This window comes from Klebsiella terrigena, from assembly GCF_012029655.1.
Taxonomy (GTDB): Bacteria; Pseudomonadota; Gammaproteobacteria; order Enterobacterales; family Enterobacteriaceae; genus Klebsiella; species Klebsiella terrigena.
Genome location: NZ_CP050508.1, coordinates 4,929,356 through 4,948,122, shown reverse-complemented (window position 1 = coordinate 4,948,122; position 18,767 = coordinate 4,929,356). Strand labels below are relative to the sequence as shown.

The following is an 18,767-nucleotide window of genomic DNA, read 5'->3' as shown; positions in this document are numbered from 1 at the left end:
CCTGCCACGAAACGGGCGTCGGGTAAACCCGCGCCCCGCGAGCGTTACATCGTAGAGAAGACGTTCATGATGATGCCGCCGGAGATAATCAGCACCATCGCAAAGATGGCCGGCAGATCCGGCTTCTGCTTGTAGAGGATCATGGAGCAGATGGTGACGCCGACGATACCAAAGCCGCACCACAGCGAGTAGGCCACGCCCACCGGGATGGTGCTCATCGCGCGGGTGAGGGCGAAATAGCACAGCCCGTAGGCGCAGACCACCAGCACCGACGGCGCCAGTTTGCTAAAGCCGTTGGTCTTTTTGATCATCGAGGTGCCGGTGATTTCGGAGCCGATTGACAGCGCCAGCCATAAAAATCCGAGATTAAACATATGCTATTCCTTTCAGTTAGTTGGCGATTTTTTTGTCGAGAGGCGTAACCGGCTCGGCGGGCGCGGCGGTGCTCTCCTCGCTGCCCATTTTCGAGAACAGGTTCATGATGACGATGCCGCTGGCGATAACCGCCATGCCGATAATGGCCGCGGTATCCGGATGCTGGCCGTAAAAGGCCATGCCCAGGGTGGAAACGACGAGGATGCCGGTGCCGGACCAGGTGGCGTACGCCAGGCCGACGGGGATATCTTTCACCGCGCGGGAGAGCGAGTAGTAGCAGGTGCAGTAGAGAACAATCAGCAGCGCGAGCAGCATCATTTTGGTTGAGCCTTCGCTGCTGCCGAACATTTTAAGCGTCGAAGTGGCTGAGGTTTCGGAGAGGATAACCAGCAGCATCCATAGCCAACATTTTGTTTTAGAAGACATAATAAACTCCGGGTCTATTTATTAAGGTAAGGTTCTTTTTTTCTGTTTTTCAAAAAATCGATGGCGGCATCGGTCAGCTCGGCATCGGGCGCGGCGGCTAGCGCTGGATTATTCACGACGTCCGTGACGGTAAGATAACGCCGCGTCGCGTTCACCGGCGGCGGCGCTGCGCTACCCGACGTCAGCCGCTCCAGCAGCTCGTTCATATCGCACAGGGTGACGCCGCACTCCGTCAGGCGGGCCAGCGTCGCACGCATCTGCCCGGCGTAGGCCGAGCGGGTCGCCGCGCCGTACAGCTGATTGAGCTCGCTATCGGGATCGCAGTGGTAGCGCAGCGCCAGCACCGGCAGGCCGCTAAGCAGCGCCTCGTGCAGGCGTCTGGCGAACGGGCTGTGCAGGCTGCCGTTCGCCAGATCGGCCGCCAGCGGATAGTCGAGAAACGGCACGATCGCCGCGCGCCAGGCCATTGCCGGCAGCGCCTCCTGCCAGGCTGACGGCGGGATGATTGCGCCGGTTTCCTGCCAGCATGCGGCGTCCGGGATACCTTCGTCCAGAGCGATATGCAGCGGCAGCCCGCAGGCCGCCAGGCGGCGACGGATCGCCTGCCGGTAGCCGTCGGCGGCGGTGACCATCACCAGAACCGGCGGCTGCAGCCGGTGGATAATCCGCGTTACCAGGCGTTCGATCTCTTCGTCGGTCATGGCCGGTCTCCGTTAAGCGGGCTGGGTGATGACGACCTGGGCGCCGTTTTTCAGTCCGGCGGCGTTGGCCTCTTCGGTATCGATGTGGAACTCAAGCGCAAAATCATCGCGCACCCGAACCACCACCTCATCAAACGTCAGCCGGCGCTCGCCATTGCTGCGGACGCTGACCTTCTGCCCGTTGCTGACGTTCAGCCGGCGGGCGTCCTGCGGCGACATATGAATATGCCGCCAGGCGCAGATCACCTGCGAACGAAGCTCAACATGGCCCGCCGGGCCGATCAGCAGCGCGCTGCCGGCGTTCTCCAACTGGCCGGACTCGCGCACCGGCGCCCTGATACCGAGAGTGAAGCAGTCGGCGCGGGAAATTTCCAGCTGGCTGCAGGGCCGGGTGGGGCCGAGGACGCGCACCTGGGTCAGCGAGCCCTTCGGCCCGACCACGGTGACGCACTCTTCGGCGGCGAACTGCCCCGGCTGACGCAGCGGCTTCAGCGGGGTTAGCGCGTAGCCCTTGCCGAACAGCGCCTCGACATCCTGCTGTGCCAGATGAACGTGGCGGTTAGAGATGCCGACCGGGATCTCCGGGGCGACGCGGCTCAGGCGGGCGGCAATTTTTTCATGGAGCAGAGCGTCGATCATGCCTTCTTCCCTCTCCTCTGCGCGGCGTTTTTATCTTCCGCCTGGTCCGCTGCCGGCTGTGCGGCGTAGGGCGCGGCCGGCTCTTTTTCTTGTGGCGGGAGCGAGGCGTCGGCTTTAGCCGCCGGTGCCTCGGCCTGAGCGGCAGGACGCGACGGGCGGCCTTTTAATTTACCCAGCGCATCGACCACGCTGCGTTCCGGACGGGCGATGACCAGCGAGCCGACGACCTGGCCCGCGGCGACGACCTCGACGCCGCGCTCAATCGCGGTGTGGATGGCGCTGATTTCGCCTTCAAAGCAGACGCTGACCAGCCCCGAGCCGATTTTACGGTAGCCGATGCAGCTTACGCCTGCGGCTTTGCAGGCGGCGTCGACGGCCTGAATGGCGGCGACCAGCCCTCGCGTTTCAATTACGCCTAAACTTTTCATTGTCAGCTCCTGTTAATGGCGGACTAAACGAATATCAAAATCAAACTGCGCGAAGAACGTTTCCAGCTGATCTAACTCTTCGGGCGAATAAGACGGGTCCTGAGTAATCGGGTACGGCATATCCAGGCGTTCATATTTTTTACGCCCCAGCTGGTGGTACGGCAGCATATCGATGCGGCGGATATTTCCGCGCTTCGCCAGGTTCTGTACGTAATCAATGGCGCCGGTAATGGCTTCCCAGGAGTCGTTATATCCGCGCACCAGCGGCATCCTGACAATCACGTTGGCGCCGGAATCCACCAGCCACTCCAGGTTGCGGCGGATCCCTTCGTTGCCAATGCCGAATAACGCTTTATGGTGCGCGCTATTGATCTGCTTAATATCGAATAAGAAGGTGTCGGTGACCGGCGCAAGCTTCTGATAATTAGCCAGCGGGGTGGTGCCCTGGGTTTCGACAGCGGTATTGAGCATCATTTTTTTGCATTCGCTAAATAAGGCGACGGCAAAATCGGTCTGCAGGCTCATTTCGCCACCGCCGATGGTCACGCCGCCGCCGGAGGCGATATAAAAATCGTAATCCTGCATGATTATCTCCATCAGCTCGCTGACGGTGACGTCTTTACCCATAATATCCAGCGCGTTCTGGGTGCAAATCTCTTCGCATTTACGACAGCCGATGCAGTCCTTATTGCGGTCGACGAAGTGCTTCATGGCGCCGTTTTCTTCCGCCCGGTAGTGAATTCCCGCCGGACAGACGCTGACGCAGTCGCCGCAGTTAACGCATTTATCCTGCGAGAACATCACCTGAAACTGGCTGGTAAGCCCTTCCGGGTTCGCGCACCACGGGCAGCGGATATTGCAGCCTTTGAAAAAAACCAGCGTGCGAATACCGTCCCCGTCGTAGATCGAATACTTCTGTATATTGAAGATGCGCCCGGTTAATTCTTGTGTTGCGATCACGCTTGCCTCCTCCCCGTCCTCTTTCGAGCCGTAAATGCGTTGGTCGCGCCTGTTCACCCCAGTCACATCGCTATCTATGCGCCTGGGATGTACGGGCGTACCGCTTTTCTACAACTCGACATTGCTGGGGGAAAATGTCTTTAAATTAGAACTTTTCAATCACCGTACGGCTGATGATTTCGTCCTGAACTTCTTTGCACAGCTCGACGAAGTAGGCGCTGTAGCCCGCCACGCGGACGATCAGGTCGCGGTATTTTTCCGGCTCCTGCTGCGCTTTTTTCAGCACTTCGTTATCGACGTAGCTGAACTGCATCTGGCCGTTGCCGAGAATCGATGCGGTACGCAGCAGCGTGATCAGGCCATGGCGTCCTTCCGGCGTATCCAGCAACCCTTTGAGGAATTTGAAGTTGTGCACCATACCGATGTTCATGGTCTCCACGTTCATCTTGCTGACCGACTTGATTATCGCCGTCGGACCCTGCTTATCGGCGCCCTGCGTCGGGCTGATACCGTCCGAGAGCGGCATCCACGCCAGGCGACCGTTCGGCGTGGCGTTGGTCAGCTCGCCGATCGGCGTGTTGTTGGAGATCGACAGGGTGCCGTGGCTGAGGGTGGAGTAGAGCATCTGGTATTTACGGCACTCGCGCTCGGTCCATTCGGTGATATCCAGCGCGTACTGGTCAACGTAGTTATCGTCGTTGCCGTACTTCGGCGCGTTCAGGCAGTCGCGGCGCAGCCCTTCGAAGCCTACAAAGTTCGCCAGCATCGCATCGCGGATCTGCTCGAGGGTATATTTTTTATCTTCATATACCAGCTTGCGGATCGCGGCGAGGGAGTCGACGTAGGTCGCCAGGCCCGAGAAGATCAGCCCCGGCCCGTGGTTGACCATCGCGCCGCCGGCCGCCACGTCTTTACCGCTCTCCATGCAGCCTTCCACCAGCAGCGACATCAGCGGCTTCGGCGCCACGTCGCGGTGCACGCGCTGGCTGATCACCGTGCCGATTGCCGACAGGCGCACGATATGGGCAATCTGTTTTTTCACCGCCGCGTCGAAGGCTTCGAAGGTGTGTAGGTCGCGCAGGTCGCCGGTATCCAGCCCCTGATAGCTATCGAACAGCACCATCCGGCCGCGGTTCAGCACGAACTCGATGGCGATGGGCCACTGGGTGTAGCCGGTGGAGGTCCACTGGTAGATGCGGCCCGATTTCTGCGGCTCGACGCAGCCCATCAGGCAGTAGTCGCGGGCGTCTTCAAAATCGAAGCCTTTACGCAGCATCATCTTGATATGGGAGTCATCGAAGTGGCAGGCCGGGAAGCCCATACCCGCCTTCACCACGTCGACGATTTTTTCCATGTACTTCTGCGGCGACTGGTTGTGAATGCGGCAGGCCAGCGACGGTTGGTAAACCTTCACGAAGCGCACGGCGTCCATAATCAGATAGGTAAGATCGTTGCAGGCGTCGCCGCCGGTACGCTTCTGGCCGCCGACGGTCAGGTTGATAAACGGCTGATAGCCGGCGAAATATTTCGCCCCCAGCTCGCTGGACATCCACATCAGCTCGGCGCACTTGATAATAAAGGCCTGCATCATCTCCAGCGCAGCGTCGTGGGTCAGGCGCCCTTCGCGAATATCGGCCTCAAACATCGGGTAGCAGTACTGGTCAACGCGGCCGAGGGAGAGGCCGGTCTGGTTCTCTTCGACTTCGAACAGCGACTCCACGGTCCAGATGCTCTGCAGCGCTTCCTGCAGGGTTTTCGGCGGGTTGGCCGGCACGTTCTGGTTAACCTCGGCGATGGTCAGCAGCTCGGCGCGACGCTGGGCGTTTTGCTCCCTTGCCGCCAGCTCCCGGGCGTGGGCGGCGATGCGGTGGGAGTAGTTAATGACGCCTTCACAGGTTTCGATCGCCGCCTTGTAGTAGTAAATGCGGTCGATATCTTCCGGGTTCTCCATGCTCAGCTGCTCGAGGCGGGCCTGGGCATCGGCCTTAATGCCGTTCATCCCTTTGGTGAACAGCAGAACGTCGTAGCCCGGACAGGTATCGCCCCCGCCGTTGATCTGGTGATAGGAGAGGTCGCTGACGAAGGTCTCACCGCTGAACGCCCAGACGCCGGCTTCGCGATATTGCGCTTCGCAAATCTCATCCAGCGAACGGCCTTCCCAGAACGGGACGATCTCCTCGCGGATGGTTTTTTTATCTTCTTCGCTGATCTCAAACGGATCCTGCGGGCGGGTGCTCATGGTGTCGAGCTCGTCGCGCACCCAGCGCCAGGCGATATCCGGCGAGAAGGCGCCCGCGCGCGGCTTGCCGCACGGATGGCCGACGATCAGCTCGTCATCCTGAATCAGGATCGGCGCGGTTTCGCAGGCGTGGCGGAACGCTTTGGCGCGCAGCAGAATGGTCGGCATGCCCGGGTTGGCTTTGACCACTTCGGTAAAGGCCAGCGCGCGGTAGATGGAGACGCTCGGGCGCACGGTCAGGTAGTGGTTACGCAGGCGCTGCATGCGCGGGGTCAGGCCTTCCATCGCCGGGGTATCGGCGCAGGCGGCGAACGGGGCGGCGGAGATCTGCTGCGCGCCGCGGAACAGGCGCACCGGCAGGTTCAGCGCGCTGAGGTTGTGCTGGGCGCTGAGGAACATCGCAGAGAGCGCATTGATATTGGCGTTCTCAAGGCTCGCGCCGTGCAGCAGGGCGTCAAACATCGGGTAGCCGTCAATGGCGCAGGCGGCGCGGACTTCGCTCAGCTCCGCCAGCTTGAACCACAGGCATTCGACGATCTCATAGGCCTGCTGGGGCGTCAGGGCGCCGCTATCGATATCGCGCTGGTACCACGGCAGCAGGGCCTTATCGGCGCCTTCCGGGTTCACCGCATAGCTGCCGTTATCGAGCTGCAGCGCGAGCTGGAACAGATAAAAGGCCTGGCAGGCTTCTTTAAAATTGCGCGCCGGGTGGGCCGGAACCTGGTGCAGGATGGCGGCGCTGTCGCGCAGCTCGCTCTGGCGATAAGCGTTGCCTTCGCCGGCGGCCAGGGTCTCCGCGCTGTTAGCCAGATTTTGTGCCAGCGTCAGCAGCCCGTCGCAGGCGTAAATCGCCGCGCGGCAGCCGTTGACTTCATCCATGCCGCTGCGGCTGACGGCGCTGCCCAGACTGCGGGTTTTCTCTTCGAGCTGGTGTTTTATCGCCAGCACGCCTTTCTCGATGACCAGCTTATAGTCCGGGGAATCGAGGTCGCCGTTCAGATTGAGAAACTGGAACGCCGACGGGCGATGGGCCGCGCTTTCATCGTGAAAGATGGCGCCGTGCGGTTTGCGGGTCTGGTTGCCGACGATCAGCTCGTCGGCGCTGATGCACACCGGCAGCTGGCGCATCAGTTCGTAGAAGCGGCGCGCCGGTTTAACGGCGGCAGGGACGCCCGCGATATCGCCATCAAGGGCGTTGAGCGTCGTGGCATGTTCGGTGCACAGGGTGCTTTTTTGTGAGAGTAAACGTTTTGCCAGCACGTTGACGCGCGGCGTTAAGCTGTAGTGTGCCATGGGTAAGGTTCTCCAGTTCTTGTTATCAGTGGCCCTGAACGGCGCCGCCGGTCCACGCCCGGCGATAGAGTTCGGTTAAAGCGTGGGCATCCGGTACGCGCGGGTTGGTTGGGGTACAGCCATCGCGCAGCGCCTGGCCGACCATTTCCGCCAGCCGCCGGTCAAAATCAGCGGCGTCGACGCCGGTATCGCGGATGCCGGCCGGCATGGTCATTTCATCTTTTAATGCCTGAATGGCGATCAGCAGGCTGGCGACGCCCTCGCGGGGGCAGGCGGCCGGCAGATCCAGCAGATGAGCCAGGCGAGCGTATTTGCGCGCGGCGTCGGTATCGCACCGCCCCTGATAATCGGCGTTCCACGCCACGACTTCCGCCATCAGCAGCGCGTTGGCGCGGCCGTGCGGGACGCGGAAGACGCCGCCAAGCGCGTGGGCGAGGCTATGGGTCACGCCGAGCGAGGCGTTAGTGAAGGCCATTCCCGCCATGCAGGAGGCGTTATGCATCTTTTCCCGTGCCAGCAGGTTGTCGCCGCTGCGCCAGCAGGTCGGCAGGTAGCGAAACACCTGCTGCACCACTTTTTCCGCCAGCGCGTCGGAAAAGTCGCTGGCATTGAGAGAGACGTAGGCTTCCAGCGCGTGGCAAAGCACGTCCATCCCGGTATCGGCGGTGATCGCCGGCGGCACCGAGGCCACCAGCGCCGGATCGAGAATGGCGATATCCGGCAGCAGCGACGGGTCCACCAGCACCAGCTTTTCGGCGCCGGCTTTCACCACCGAAAAAGCGGTCACTTCCGAGCCGGTACCGCTGGTGGTGGGGATCGCCACGAAGCAGGGGCGCTCGCGGCGGGCGTCCGGACGGGTTTGCGCCAGGGCGAAGATAACCGCTTTGGCGGCATCAATCACCGAACCGCCGCCGAGGGCGATAACCAGATCCGGATAGCGGCTGTCCATCAGCTTCATACCGCGCACGACGGTGGCGATATCCGGGTCAGCCACCACGTCGTCCCAGACCTGGAAGGTGATGCCGCGCTGCTGCAGGACTCGGGTCACGCGATCGGCGAGGCCAAATTTCACCATCGCCTTATCGGTGACCAGCAGGACGCTGCGGGCGGGAAGCTCGCTCAGGACCGCAAGCGCGTCCTGACCAAAGCGGATCCGGGGTTTCAGCAAAAATTCACTCATTGGACTATTCACTCCTTAAGCGTCCCGAAACACGTTCTCGACAATGGCAACCACCGACATGGCCTTATAGCGGTCCCGGTTGAGCGCGAAATACTCTTCAGCCAGCACGATGTCGTGCATGCCTGCGCCGACGCTATCGACGGCGACCCAGGTCTGGTCCTTCATTGGCCGCTGTTCATCGTCTAACCTGGCGATTAACAGCAGGTTGCTGCCGCGTAGCTCAGCGCATTTCTGCGTGGCGACGACATGTCCGACTACCTTTGCGAGAATCATTGTTTTTATCGCCTTATCTCAATGCATTACTTACCGAGGCGCTCCAGCACCTGGCGGATAACGCGCTCCACGTTTTGCTCGCTGATGTCACCTTCCGCCTCGACGGCGGCGCGGACCGCAAAACGATCGTCTGCCGTTGCGCTAAGGGTCGCGGCGGCGGCAGGGGCGGTGAAGCGCTGGTCGTCAACAATGCTGCGATGCGGGTTATCGACCGGGGCAACGAGGGTGGGCTGCGGTTCAGGGCGGCTGCCCGGGGCGCGCAGTTCATCAATGGAGCGCACGCCGTAGCCGACCCTGCGGATGTTGAGCAGGTTCATTGGCCCGACGTTATCGGAGCTGGAACCGCCGCCTACGGCGCCGCAGCCGAGGGTTAATGCCGGGGTGATATTGGTGGTTGCCCCGATGCCGCCCAGCGCCGCCGGGGTGTTGATCAGAATGCGGTTAACCGGTTTTTCGAGGCAGAACTGGCGGATGACGTCCTGGTTACGGGTGTGGATCACCAGGGTGTGGCCGAGGCCTTCGTTGGTCAGCAACTCCACCACCCGATTGCAGGCCGCCTTCCAGTCCTCTTCCACGTACAGGCCGAGTACCGGACACAGCTTTTCGCGAGAATAGGGGTTTTTGTGCGAGACGGTGGTTTGCTCGGCGATCAGCACCCGGGTGCTGGCCGGAACGCTGAAACCGGCCATCTGGCTCAGATAGAGCGCGGTTTTGCCGACCACTTTCGGGTTGATGGTGCCGTTGGCGCGCAGCAGCAGGGCCGCCATTTTTGCCGCTTCGCCCTCGTTCATAAAGTACGCGCCCTGGGCTTCCAGCTCGCGATGTACTTCGTCGTAAATGCAGCGTTCGACGATGATCGACTGCTCGGAGGCGCAAATCACTCCGTTATCGAAGGTTTTGCTGGTGATGATATCTTTCACCGCGTGGTGGATATCGGCGCTGCGTTCGATAAACGCCGGGCCGTTACCCGGGCCGCCGCTGATGGTCGGGGTGCCGGAAGCATAGGCCGCGCGCACCATGCCTTCGCCGCCGGTGGCGAGGATCAGCGAGACCTCTTTGCTGTGCATCAGTTCGGAGGTGGCTTCGAGGGTCAACTGGGTGATAGCGCTGACGCTTCCCGCCGGGGCGCCTGCGGCTTCGGCGGCGCGCTTAACGATCTCTATCGCTTTCCAGCTGCACTCGCGCGCGCCGGGATGCGGGGAAAAGATAATCGCGTTGCCAGCTTTGAGGGCAATCAGCGTTTTATAGATTACGGTTGAGGTCGGGTTGGTTGAGGGGACCAGCGCACAAATCACCCCCAGCGGCACGCCCACGTCCATCACTTTTTTTAGCGGATCGTCATGAATGATGCCGACGGTCTTCATATCTTTGATGGCGTCGTAGACGCGCAGCGAGGCAAAACGGTTCTTCAGCACCTTATCCTGCCAGTTGCCAAATCCGGTCTCTTCCGAGGCCATTTTCGCCAGCACTTCGGCGTGGTGCGCCGCTTCCTGGGCCACGTTTTTCACGATGGCGTCGATTTGCTGCTGCGAAAAGGTGGCCAGAATCGCCTGGGCCTTTTTGGCGCTGCGCACCAGTTCCCGCGCGTTCTGGCGGGACTGCAAATCGTTATCCAGTTCAATCATGAGTCTATCCTTCATCAGACGAAAAGAGTGGAGACGGGGCGCGCCCTGTCAGGTCATGCTTTGTGCTGCGACGCGATTTTCTCGATATCGTTATGCGGTCGCGCAATGACGCGAGAGGTGACGACTTCGCCGATGCGTTTCGCCGCTTCCACACCGGAGTCCACCGCCGCGTTCACCGCGCCGACGTCGCCTTTCACCATCGCGGTGACCAGCCCGGAGCCGACGTTTTCATAGCCAATCAGTTCGACGTTGGCGGCTTTACACATCGCATCGGCGGCTTCAATACAGGCCACCAGACCTTTGGTTTCGATCAGACCAAGCGCTTCTTTCATCATGTTGTCTCCCGTTATTCCGCGACTTTGTAATGTGCGACGATTTTGTTGATGTCGTTATGTGGACGCGCGATAACCAGCGAGGTCACCACTTCCCCGATGCGCTGCGCCGATTCCACGCCGGAATCCACCGCCGCTTTCACCGCGCCGACGTCGCCTTTCACCATCGCGGTGACCAGCCCGGAGCCGACGTTTTCATAGCCAATCAGCTCGACGTTGGCGGCTTTACACATTGCGTCCGCCGCCTCGATACAGGCCACCAGACCTTTGGTTTCAATCAGACCTAATGCATCACCCATTTGCGTTCTCCTGGCCTTAAGCCTTGTGTTTAATAACAATTTTGTTGATGTCGTTATGCGGACGCGCGATAACCAGCGAGGTCACTACCTCGCCGATGCGCTGCGCCGATTCCACGCCGGAATCCACCGCCGCTTTCACCGCGCCGACGTCGCCCTTCACCATCACGGTGACCAGCCCGGAGCCGATGTTTTCATAGCTAATCAGCTCGACGTTGGCGGATTTGCACATCGCATCCGCTGCTTCAATGCAGGCCACCAGGCCTTTGGTTTCAATAAGCCCCAATGCATCACCCATGGTTGTTCCTCCAGACAGGTTTGTGATTCGGGAAAACCGTCCGCGTAACGGCGTCAACACGCGGTAGCGGCGTTCGAGGTTCACTATAGGGAATGGCGGGTTAAGTGAAATTTAAATCCGTGAGAGTTACGTTTTTAGTTTTTTACTCTGTGATTTAGCGTTTGAAGGGCCTGCATTTATCTCTTTATGCTGAGGTGGGGCGATGGAATTGGCTGCGGATGCGGCGCGTTTTTCGCCATCCTGGCGGGCCGCGGTAAATGTTAACGGGTTGCTAATTTAATGCTGGGGTCGGGTAATATACCCATCGCTTAAGTGTGGTTATGGTCATGTTTTCCGCCGGGAGCTAAACGCAAAAAGTGCGGTTTTACAGCATGAGACGGCGCGGGAAAAAAATGGGATGGGGCTGGCACGGGCGTGGCAGGCCGTCAGTCGAGCTTGCTGCCGGACTTGAGGGTACAAACGTAGAGCGGCGAATTGATCGAGCTGAGCAGAATCGCCTTCTCGTTGAGCTTCTGGGCGTTGAGAAACAGCCCGTCGTGGCTGTCGGACATCTCGCGCATAAAGTAGGCGAAGATGACGTCAGGGGATTCGTCGATCGATGAGGCGCTGGATTCCCACCGGCTGATGCGGTAGTGGCGCTCGGTTGAGGAGATGCGTTTACTGGTGTAGCTGAATTTAACGTAGCGCTGCAGGTAGAGCCAGCCGGCGGCGGAATCGGTATAGCCTTCAACGACCATTGAGCCTTTGCCGTGGGCGGCAAAATTGAAGTGAATATTGCCGTTAACGTTCTCTTTATCCATGTTTTCAAAGCGCATGATGGCTTTGGTCGAGCAGCTCATCACCCCGTCGTTTTCCGCCGGCAGCAGCTTCCAGGCGCTGAGCCCGGCAGCGGTGATAAACGCCAGGGCTGAGAGGGCGAAAAAAGGCCGGGGTGCGAGTCTCATTGCGGTTTCCAGGAGTAGTAGAAATAGTTGTCGCAATAGCTGAAGGGGTTGTCTTCATGCATCGCGCAGTGGGCGAGGAAGACGCGGCCGAGACCGTTGGTCTCCAGCCGATCGCCGTAGAAGAAGACAAAACGTTCGCCGGGTTTGCACTCCAGCTTCAGCCGCTGGCGCACGGCGTCAAAGTTTTTGCCGTAGGCGGTGCCGGCCACGGAGCGCAGCATCTCATCGCTGGCCAGCAGTTCGCACTGGCTGTGGGTCATCTGCGTCAGGGTAATGGGGCGTGATTCACTGCTGCCGAAGAAGCTGAAAAGCACCAGCAGCAGGGCGATGGTCAGCAGGCAGACGCCGGCGATATACCAGCAGGTGCCGCGCGCGTGCCGGGTTGGTTTCGGGCTCTGCCGCGTCGCCGGGGATTCGGCGTCCGGCTCCTCGGACGGAGACGACGGCGGCGGTTCCACCTGCGGCTCCGGCGGCACGGGGGCGTCCAGCGGATGAACGGTGATTTCCGGGTTCAGCTGCAGCAGCCCGCGCGAGACGGTGACGATGATATTGTCTATCTCATAGTGGCGGAAGGTTTTACGCAGCATGCTCAGGTACTGATTGAGGTTGCTGTTCGAGGAGGTTAATCCGTTGTCGTCCCAGACCTTTTTGAGCACCTCATCGCGGCTAACAATCTCCGGATGACGCAGGAAAAACCACAGCAGCGCGCTGGCGGTGATCGACAGCTGGCTGTCCGCCTCATCGCTTCCCGGTAGGATTAGTGTGCCGTCCGTTGCATCATAAATGAGACGGCCATTGATGTTGTAGCGCATCGCGGCCTCAATCTAATCGCCTGACTTATCAGGCTCAACGTGCTTCACGCGGGAAGCGTCATCCTCGTCAGATCGCTGACCAGCGACCGCCGGTGTTCGGCGCTCATGGTGCGCCCCTCGGTTAACTCCGATAGCCAGATGCCGTCCGCCGCGTAGCGTACCAGGGTGCCGGTGTGGCCGTTGTCCAGCGCATCGCCCTGCGCGAGGTGATCCAGCATCCAGTCGCGCCAGCATTTTCGCAGCACCGGCTCATCCGGCATCGCCAGCGACAGCACCATCAGCTGCCGACTTTCATGGGTATCGGTCAGGTCGGATAAATAGTGCAGATAGGCGCGGGTAAAGCGGCCATAAGAGATATTGTCGGCGGCCATCAGTGCCGAAATCGCTTCTTCCATAATCGCCAGCAGGCGGGCGAAGAGGGCAAAAATCAGCGCCTGCTTGTTGGGGAAGTGGTGCAAAAGACCGCCTTTGCTCACCCCGGCTTCGCGCGCCACGGCGTTTAGCGACAGCGAGGCGATACCGTCTCTGCCGGCAATCATCGCCGCGGATTCCAGCAGCTGCTGATGCAGGCGGACGGGGTCTTTTTTTCGGTGTTGGGCTTCCATGTTCATGGCCTGAATCATACCGACCAGACGGTATGATTATTCTTGATCGCTATCAATGTGCGGGGGAGTGGGCGGCGGTGGAATGCCGTTATTGCGCGGAGGCTCACAATTCGTCATATAAATGATGGCGATATACTCTTTGCCAGAGATATCACCACCGCAGATTACGCGTCGTGCTGGTGTACCGCAAAGCCACTCTGTCCCGGTGACAGCTCCGGGCGCAGCGTCAGGGAGGGGATCAGATAGTCGCCGTAATTTTGCCGGCGGAACGGGATTGGCGCGGTGCTCGCCAGCGTATCCAGCCGCTGCCCCAGTTCGCGGCACTGCTGCATAAAGCGCTGCTCGTCCGTTTTCTCGGTGCGGTAGAACACCAGCGGTGGCAGCACCTCAAAGCCGGGATAAAACAGCATCCCGTGCTGGATCGGAAACAGGATATCGTTAATCGGTCCGTTAATGCCGCGCGGGGCGTAGTGCTCCTCCCAGCCGCCGGTGGTGACAACCAGCATCGCCCGTTTGCCTGCCAGGGTGCCTTCGCCGTAGCGGTCGCCCCAGTGGCGGTCGCTTTGCTCCCCGATGCCGTAGGCAAAACCATTGGCGTAAACCCGGTCAATCCAGCCTTTCATAATGGCGGGCATCGAGAACCACCACAGCGGAAACTGGAAAATCACCGTATCCGCCCACAGCAGCTTCTCCTGTTCTGCAACAATATCCGCGCTTTGGGTTCCCTGTTCAAAGGCCTGCTTTGAATCGAGGGTCGAGCGCCAGAACTCGCCGACCGGCGGGGCGCTGCTGTCGTCAGCATCAAAGCCCGCTTTCCAGCGCATGGCGTAGAGATCGGAAACCTGCACCTCGTGGCCGGCATTGTGCAGATGCTGGACGGCAAAATCTTTTAGCGTGCCGTTCAGGGAGCGCGGTTGCGGATGGGCGTAAATCAGCAGTACTTTCATGAGAATCACCTCTGAGTCATGGAGAGCTGCAGAGTAGGCGGCTGGCCGCTATAGTAGAAATTAATTACTTAAATCCCAGGTATAGCCGTGATTAATTTACATCGTCTGGATCTCAACCTGCTGCGCACCCTCGACGTGCTGCTGAGCGAGAATAACGTCACCCGAGCGGCGCAGCGGCTGAACCTGTCGCAGCCGTCGGTCAGCATCCAGCTGGCGCGCCTGCGGGAAATTTTTGCCGACCCGCTGCTGCTGCCCGGTCCGCGCGGGATGCTGCCCACCGCCCGCGCCGATGCGCTACGCGGGCCATTGCGTGATGCCCTGCAGGCGCTGGAGCTGGCTGTCGCTCCCGCCGACAGCTTCGACCCGCTGACGGCGGCGCAGACCTGGCGAATAGCGGCGACGGACTATATGGCCTCGGCAATCCTGCTGCCGGCGCTGAATATCCTGCGTCGCGCGTCTCCGTCGAGCCGGATGGCGGTCTTCGATCTCCAGCCTTCGCGCCTGGTACAGCAGGCGGAGCGCGACGAGGTCGATCTCTTCTTTCATACCCGCGACGGCGCCCCGGCGGAGCTGCATCAGCGGCTGCTGTTCAGCGAGCGCTACGTGCTGGCGGGCAGGGCGGGGCATCCGGCGCTAACGGCGTCGTTGAACCTGGCGCAGTTTTGCCTGCTGGATCAGGTTATGGTCTCTCCGGACGGCGGCGGCTTCAGCGCCGCGACCGATATCGCGCTGGCCAACCTTGGGCTTTCGCGGCGGGTTGTCCTCTCGGTGCCACATTTCCTGTTTATGCTGGAAACGCTGCGCAGCAGCGATCTGGTCGCCATGCTGCCGGAGCGGCTGCTGCGCGGGATAAACGGGCTGACGGTTATCGAACCGCCGCTGGCAATTGCCGGGTTTGATATGCTGATGCTGTGGCACGAGCGCTGGCATCGCGACCCGGCGCACCGCTGGCTGCGCCAGCAAATTGTGAGTTCACTGGAGGATTAAGCCATGTTAAGCGGATTGAATCACCTGACCCTGGCGGTCAGCAGCCTGGCGCCGAGCGTGGCGTTTTATCAGCAGCTGCTGGGAATGAGGCTGCACGCGCGATGGGATAGCGGCGCCTATCTCTCCTGCGGCGACCTGTGGCTGTGCCTGTCCCTCGATCCGCAGCGGCGCATTACTCCACCGGAGGAGAGCGACTACACCCACTACGCGTTTAGCGTCGCCGAAGCCGATTTCGCCGGGCTCAGCGCGCGGCTGGAAACGGCCGGCGTGGCGGTGTGGAAAGTGAACCGCAGCGAAGGGGCGTCGCACTACTTTCTCGACCCCGACGGGCACAAGCTGGAGCTGCACGTCGGCAGCCTCGCCCAGCGCCTGGCGGCGTGTCGCGAACAGCCGTATAAAGGGATGGTATTTTTCGACGAGTGAATAGGGCATAACCTTTACAAAACAGCCCCTGGAAATGTGAGGCTTTTTCCAACATTGATCGTATACTTGCCTGATAATTGTCTATACGTTTTTGTATATACAATCGGGATAAATGCTATGCCAGTGGAGTTTGAATGGGATGCAAACAAGGCAGCAAGCAATCTAAGAAAACATGGAATTCGGTTCGAGGAGGCGGTACTGGTTTTTGACGATCCGCAGCATCTTTCCCACCAGGATCGTTATGAAAACGGTGAGCATCGATGGCAAACCATCGGCCTCGTTCATGGAATTATCGTTATTCTTGTGGTGCATTCGGTCCGCTTTGAAAGCGGGGCTGAAGTGATTCGTATCATCAGCGCCCGGAAGGCGGACGGCAAAGAGAGGAGTCGTTATGAGCACAGTTAAATACAAGCGCGACAATCCGGCCGGGCTTAGCGCTCAGCGTGAAGACGAACTCAGAGCGCTGGCGAAGAAAGCGGATGGCGAAATTGATTACAGCGATATCCCCGCTTCAGGTGATGAACAGTGGCCGGACGCGGTGCGCGGTAAATTCTACCGACCGTTGAAAACCCAGGCCTCTGTCCGCATCGACGCTGATGTGATGGAGTGGCTTAAGCGCCCGGGAAAAGGCTATCAAACCCGGCTGAACGCGATTCTAAGAGAAGCGATGATTCGCGATCTGAGCGAGAAATAAGACGTGCATCCATATCGCTACCGGTGAATGATAAGATCCCGGCCGAGGTGCTTGCCATGCCTTGTTCGGACTACCGGCCCGCACCCCGAAGGATAGCGCCGACGGGGCAGATACTCACTCCATCGCCGCCTTCACCGCGTCCCCCAGCTTCACCATCACCTCCCGGTGCTTATCGATTGGCGGCAGGGCGCAGTTGATCCTTAAGCAGTTGCGGTATTTACCTGAGGCTGAAAACAGCGAGCCCGGCGCGACCTGGATTTTCAGCTGGCACAGCTGCTTCGCGACGCAGACCATATCGACGTGCTCCGGCAGTTCGACCCACAGCATATAGCCGCCCTTCGGCCGGGTAACGCAGATGCCGCACGGGAAGTATTCCCGCAGCCAGCAGGTGTAAATTTCCATATTGCGCTGGTAGATCTGCCGCATCCGCCGCAGGTGGCGGTGGTAGTGGCCTTCACGGATAAAGTTACAGGCAGCCAGCTGGGTTGAGGGCACGTTGGTGCCGCTGGCGGCGTATTTCATCTGCAGCAGGCGATCGTAGTAGCGGCCCGGCGCGATCCAGCCGATGCGCAGACCCGGTGCGATAGTTTTGGTAAACGAGCTGCAGAGCATCACCCGGCCGTCGATATCCCATGAATGAATGGTGCGCGGGCGCGGGTAGTCGGTGGCCAGCTCGCCATAAATATCATCTTCGAAAATGACGATATCGTGGCGCTGGGCAAGAGTCAGCACCGCGCGCTTGCGGGCGTCAGGCATGATAAAGCCCTGCGGGTTATTGCAGTTCGGCACCAGGATAACGCCCTTGATCGGCCACTGCTCCAGCGCCAGCTCCAGGGCTTCGACGCTGATCCCGCTGTCCGGATCGGTGGGGATCTCAATGGCCTTGAGCCCCAAACCGCGCAGCAGCTGCATGGTGCCGTAATAGGACGGAGATTCGACGGCGACGATATCGCCGGGCTGGCATACCGAGAGCAGCGCCAGCGATAGCGCGCTGTGGCAGCCGCTGGTGATGATCAGATCGTCGGCGGTGAGCACCGAGCCACCGTCGAGCATCAGGCGGGCGATTTGTTCGCGCAGCTCGCGGCGTCCGGCCAGCTCGTCGTAGTTCAGCACCTCGCTGAGATTATGCTGGATAACCCGGCTCAGCTCGCGCCAGATGGGCTTCAGGCTCGGCTGGGTGACGTCAGGCGAGCCGCCGCCGAAGGGAATAATGCTTTTATCATTGCGCGCGTCGAGCATGGTCAGCACCTGATCCCACTGGGTGATTTCCACCGGGCGCTGGACCGGGCGCGACATTGGCGGTACCGGCGGCTGGGCTTTACGCGGGGCGACAAAGTAGCCGGAACGCGGCTGGGGGACGATCATCTGCTGCTGTTCAAGCGTCTGATAGGCCTGCTGCACGGTGCTGATGCTCACCCCGTGCTCCTGACTCAGGCTGCGAACCGAAGGCAGCTTCTCTCCGTGGCGATACAGCCCTTGCTCAATACGCTCCGCCAGCAGGCTGGCCAGATGTTGGTAACGCGTCATGCTGTATCCCTTATTGTCGCCATACAGATTGATAAACCAGTACAGATGGGCGGTGAAAATCCCACGCAGATACTGTTTTAGCCAATCTGTATGTTAAAGAAAAGAGTTTTTTGAATCTGTATTGTTTACCCTCGGATCCGCGAAGATAAAGCCTCTGGCAAGGTGAGGAGGTGGAGTATGGAATTTCATGAGAACCGCGTAAGACAGCCGTTTATTGGGTTTGTCCTGGCGGGCAGAGCGATCAAAAAATGGTGGCTGCGCCGGCAAACGCGCCGGGTTTTGCAGCGAATGAGCGACGAACAGCTGAAAGACGTCGGGCTGCGGCGGGATCAGCTCAATTAAAAAATGCGCTTGTCCCCGGACTGCGGCGCAAGCGTGCTGTCCGGGCGACCGGCCTGCTCCCCGCAGGCTGCGAGCTGTCCCCGTCGAGGCCAGCAGTCTGCCTGGCCTGGCCCGGCGTGGGCGGGAAGCTGGCGTCACTCGGGATGGTTACATTCACCGTATTTATCAATTAATGCTTCTTCTCCCTTCGTTTCTTGATACTTACCCTGATAAGTATTATTTTCCTCACAGCGACAAGCCTGGCCACCAGGGCTATTCTGCTTGTCATTTTGAACCCGGGCTGTGCTCGACAAAATACGAAAGTATTTTGCACGCCCTTCAGGGCGGCCCGGAGGGTGAGCGTAGCGAGTCACTCCTTACGTACTAACTGTACGTTCCGGTTTCTCCGCGCTGTCCGCGTTCAAACTGCCCGCGCCAACAA

23 protein-coding genes are annotated in these 18,767 nt (G+C 60.0%); 5 read left to right on the top strand and 18 right to left on the bottom strand.

The features are described from left to right. Positions 1 to 44: 44 nt before the first annotated feature. The 17 genes from HCK03_RS23250 to HCK03_RS23170 form a co-directional block, all read right to left on the bottom strand. Complete coding sequence (locus tag HCK03_RS23250; RefSeq protein ID WP_041143869.1) at positions 45 to 374, bottom strand: DMT family transporter; 330 nt, start codon at positions 372 to 374, stop codon at positions 45 to 47. Between the two features lie 16 nt (positions 375 to 390). Continuing rightward, positions 391 to 801, bottom strand: coding sequence for a DMT family transporter (locus HCK03_RS23245; protein WP_167692245.1), 411 nt, complete (start codon positions 799 to 801; stop codon positions 391 to 393). Between the two features lie 14 nt (positions 802 to 815). After that, a complete protein-coding gene (locus HCK03_RS23240) occupies positions 816 to 1,502 on the bottom strand; it encodes a hypothetical protein (RefSeq protein WP_041143871.1) in 687 nt (228 codons plus the stop codon). A 12-nt stretch (positions 1,503 to 1,514) separates the two neighbouring features. Next, entirely contained in the window at positions 1,515 to 2,141 is a 627-nt protein-coding gene (locus tag HCK03_RS23235) for a phosphate propanoyltransferase (protein WP_041143872.1), read from the bottom strand. After that, positions 2,138 to 2,569, bottom strand: a complete 432-nt coding sequence (locus HCK03_RS23230) for a BMC domain-containing protein (protein WP_041143873.1) — start codon at positions 2,567 to 2,569, stop codon at positions 2,138 to 2,140. The genes HCK03_RS23235 and HCK03_RS23230 overlap by 4 nt, the downstream gene beginning before the upstream one ends. Positions 2,570 to 2,581: 12 nt before the next feature. Continuing rightward, complete coding sequence (cutD, locus tag HCK03_RS23225) at positions 2,582 to 3,529, bottom strand: choline TMA-lyase-activating enzyme (protein ID WP_076946508.1); 948 nt, start codon at positions 3,527 to 3,529, stop codon at positions 2,582 to 2,584. A 145-nt stretch (positions 3,530 to 3,674) separates the two neighbouring features. Beyond that, positions 3,675 to 7,061, bottom strand: a complete 3,387-nt coding sequence (gene cutC, locus HCK03_RS23220; RefSeq protein ID WP_115193652.1) for a choline trimethylamine-lyase — start codon at positions 7,059 to 7,061, stop codon at positions 3,675 to 3,677. A gap of 25 nt (positions 7,062 to 7,086) precedes the next feature. Continuing rightward, the gene (locus HCK03_RS23215; RefSeq protein WP_041143875.1) at positions 7,087 to 8,241 is read right to left on the bottom strand and encodes a 1-propanol dehydrogenase PduQ; all 1,155 of its coding nucleotides are present in this window, start codon (positions 8,239 to 8,241) and stop codon (positions 7,087 to 7,089) included. A gap of 15 nt (positions 8,242 to 8,256) precedes the next feature. Continuing rightward, positions 8,257 to 8,514: a EutN/CcmL family microcompartment protein gene (locus tag HCK03_RS23210; RefSeq protein WP_041143876.1), complete on the bottom strand. Its 258-nt coding sequence runs from the start codon at positions 8,512 to 8,514 to the stop codon at positions 8,257 to 8,259. A 26-nt stretch (positions 8,515 to 8,540) separates the two neighbouring features. Next, positions 8,541 to 10,139, bottom strand: coding sequence for an acetaldehyde dehydrogenase (acetylating) (locus HCK03_RS23205; protein ID WP_135185247.1), 1,599 nt, complete (start codon positions 10,137 to 10,139; stop codon positions 8,541 to 8,543). A 53-nt stretch (positions 10,140 to 10,192) separates the two neighbouring features. Continuing rightward, the gene (locus tag HCK03_RS23200; RefSeq protein ID WP_015585230.1) at positions 10,193 to 10,471 is read right to left on the bottom strand and encodes a BMC domain-containing protein; all 279 of its coding nucleotides are present in this window, start codon (positions 10,469 to 10,471) and stop codon (positions 10,193 to 10,195) included. Between the two features lie 14 nt (positions 10,472 to 10,485). Then, positions 10,486 to 10,770 carry a BMC domain-containing protein gene (locus HCK03_RS23195; protein WP_041143877.1) on the bottom strand — a complete coding sequence of 95 codons (285 nt, stop codon included), beginning with the start codon at positions 10,768 to 10,770 and terminating at the stop codon, positions 10,486 to 10,488. 16 nt (positions 10,771 to 10,786) lie between these two features. Then, complete coding sequence (locus tag HCK03_RS23190) at positions 10,787 to 11,065, bottom strand: BMC domain-containing protein (RefSeq protein ID WP_010634659.1); 279 nt, start codon at positions 11,063 to 11,065, stop codon at positions 10,787 to 10,789. A 425-nt stretch (positions 11,066 to 11,490) separates the two neighbouring features. Next, positions 11,491 to 12,009: a FidL-like protein gene (locus HCK03_RS23185; RefSeq protein WP_041143878.1), complete on the bottom strand. Its 519-nt coding sequence runs from the start codon at positions 12,007 to 12,009 to the stop codon at positions 11,491 to 11,493. Beyond that, on the bottom strand, positions 12,006 to 12,821 hold the full coding sequence (locus HCK03_RS23180; protein WP_167692244.1) for a winged helix-turn-helix domain-containing protein: 816 nt from the start codon (positions 12,819 to 12,821) through the stop codon (positions 12,006 to 12,008). Before HCK03_RS23180 ends, HCK03_RS23185 begins: the two co-directional genes overlap by 4 nt. Positions 12,822 to 12,865: 44 nt before the next feature. Then, the gene (locus HCK03_RS23175; protein ID WP_041143880.1) at positions 12,866 to 13,444 is read right to left on the bottom strand and encodes a TetR/AcrR family transcriptional regulator; all 579 of its coding nucleotides are present in this window, start codon (positions 13,442 to 13,444) and stop codon (positions 12,866 to 12,868) included. A gap of 146 nt (positions 13,445 to 13,590) precedes the next feature. Next, a complete protein-coding gene (locus tag HCK03_RS23170; protein ID WP_167692243.1) occupies positions 13,591 to 14,373 on the bottom strand; it encodes an NAD(P)H-dependent oxidoreductase in 783 nt (260 codons plus the stop codon). Between the two features lie 87 nt (positions 14,374 to 14,460). Here HCK03_RS23170 and HCK03_RS23165 point away from each other — a divergent pair, with 87 nt between their 5' ends. The 4 genes from HCK03_RS23165 (at position 14,461) to HCK03_RS23150 (ending at position 16,477) form a co-directional block, all read left to right on the top strand. Continuing rightward, positions 14,461 to 15,360 carry a LysR family transcriptional regulator gene (locus HCK03_RS23165; RefSeq protein ID WP_167692242.1) on the top strand — a complete coding sequence of 300 codons (900 nt, stop codon included), beginning with the start codon at positions 14,461 to 14,463 and terminating at the stop codon, positions 15,358 to 15,360. Positions 15,361 to 15,363: 3 nt separating this feature from the next. Beyond that, positions 15,364 to 15,783, top strand: a complete 420-nt coding sequence (locus HCK03_RS23160) for a FosA family fosfomycin resistance glutathione transferase (RefSeq protein WP_115193646.1) — start codon at positions 15,364 to 15,366, stop codon at positions 15,781 to 15,783. A 117-nt stretch (positions 15,784 to 15,900) separates the two neighbouring features. Further along, entirely contained in the window at positions 15,901 to 16,188 is a 288-nt protein-coding gene (locus tag HCK03_RS23155) for a BrnT family toxin (protein WP_123552783.1), read from the top strand. Then, positions 16,175 to 16,477, top strand: a complete 303-nt coding sequence (locus HCK03_RS23150; RefSeq protein ID WP_148251187.1) for a BrnA antitoxin family protein — start codon at positions 16,175 to 16,177, stop codon at positions 16,475 to 16,477. The genes HCK03_RS23155 and HCK03_RS23150 overlap by 14 nt, the downstream gene beginning before the upstream one ends. 114 nt (positions 16,478 to 16,591) lie before the next feature. Here HCK03_RS23150 and HCK03_RS23145 read toward each other — a convergent pair whose 3' ends face one another. Next, positions 16,592 to 18,004 (bottom strand): aminotransferase-like domain-containing protein, encoded by a 1,413-nt coding sequence (locus tag HCK03_RS23145; RefSeq protein WP_115193643.1) that lies wholly within the window; start codon positions 18,002 to 18,004, stop codon positions 16,592 to 16,594. 177 nt (positions 18,005 to 18,181) lie between these two features. On the opposite strand from HCK03_RS23145, the gene HCK03_RS23140 reads away from it, so the two are divergent. Continuing rightward, the gene (locus HCK03_RS23140) at positions 18,182 to 18,346 is read left to right on the top strand and encodes a DUF1127 domain-containing protein (protein WP_071844881.1); all 165 of its coding nucleotides are present in this window, start codon (positions 18,182 to 18,184) and stop codon (positions 18,344 to 18,346) included. Positions 18,347 to 18,767: the final 421 nt, after the last annotated feature.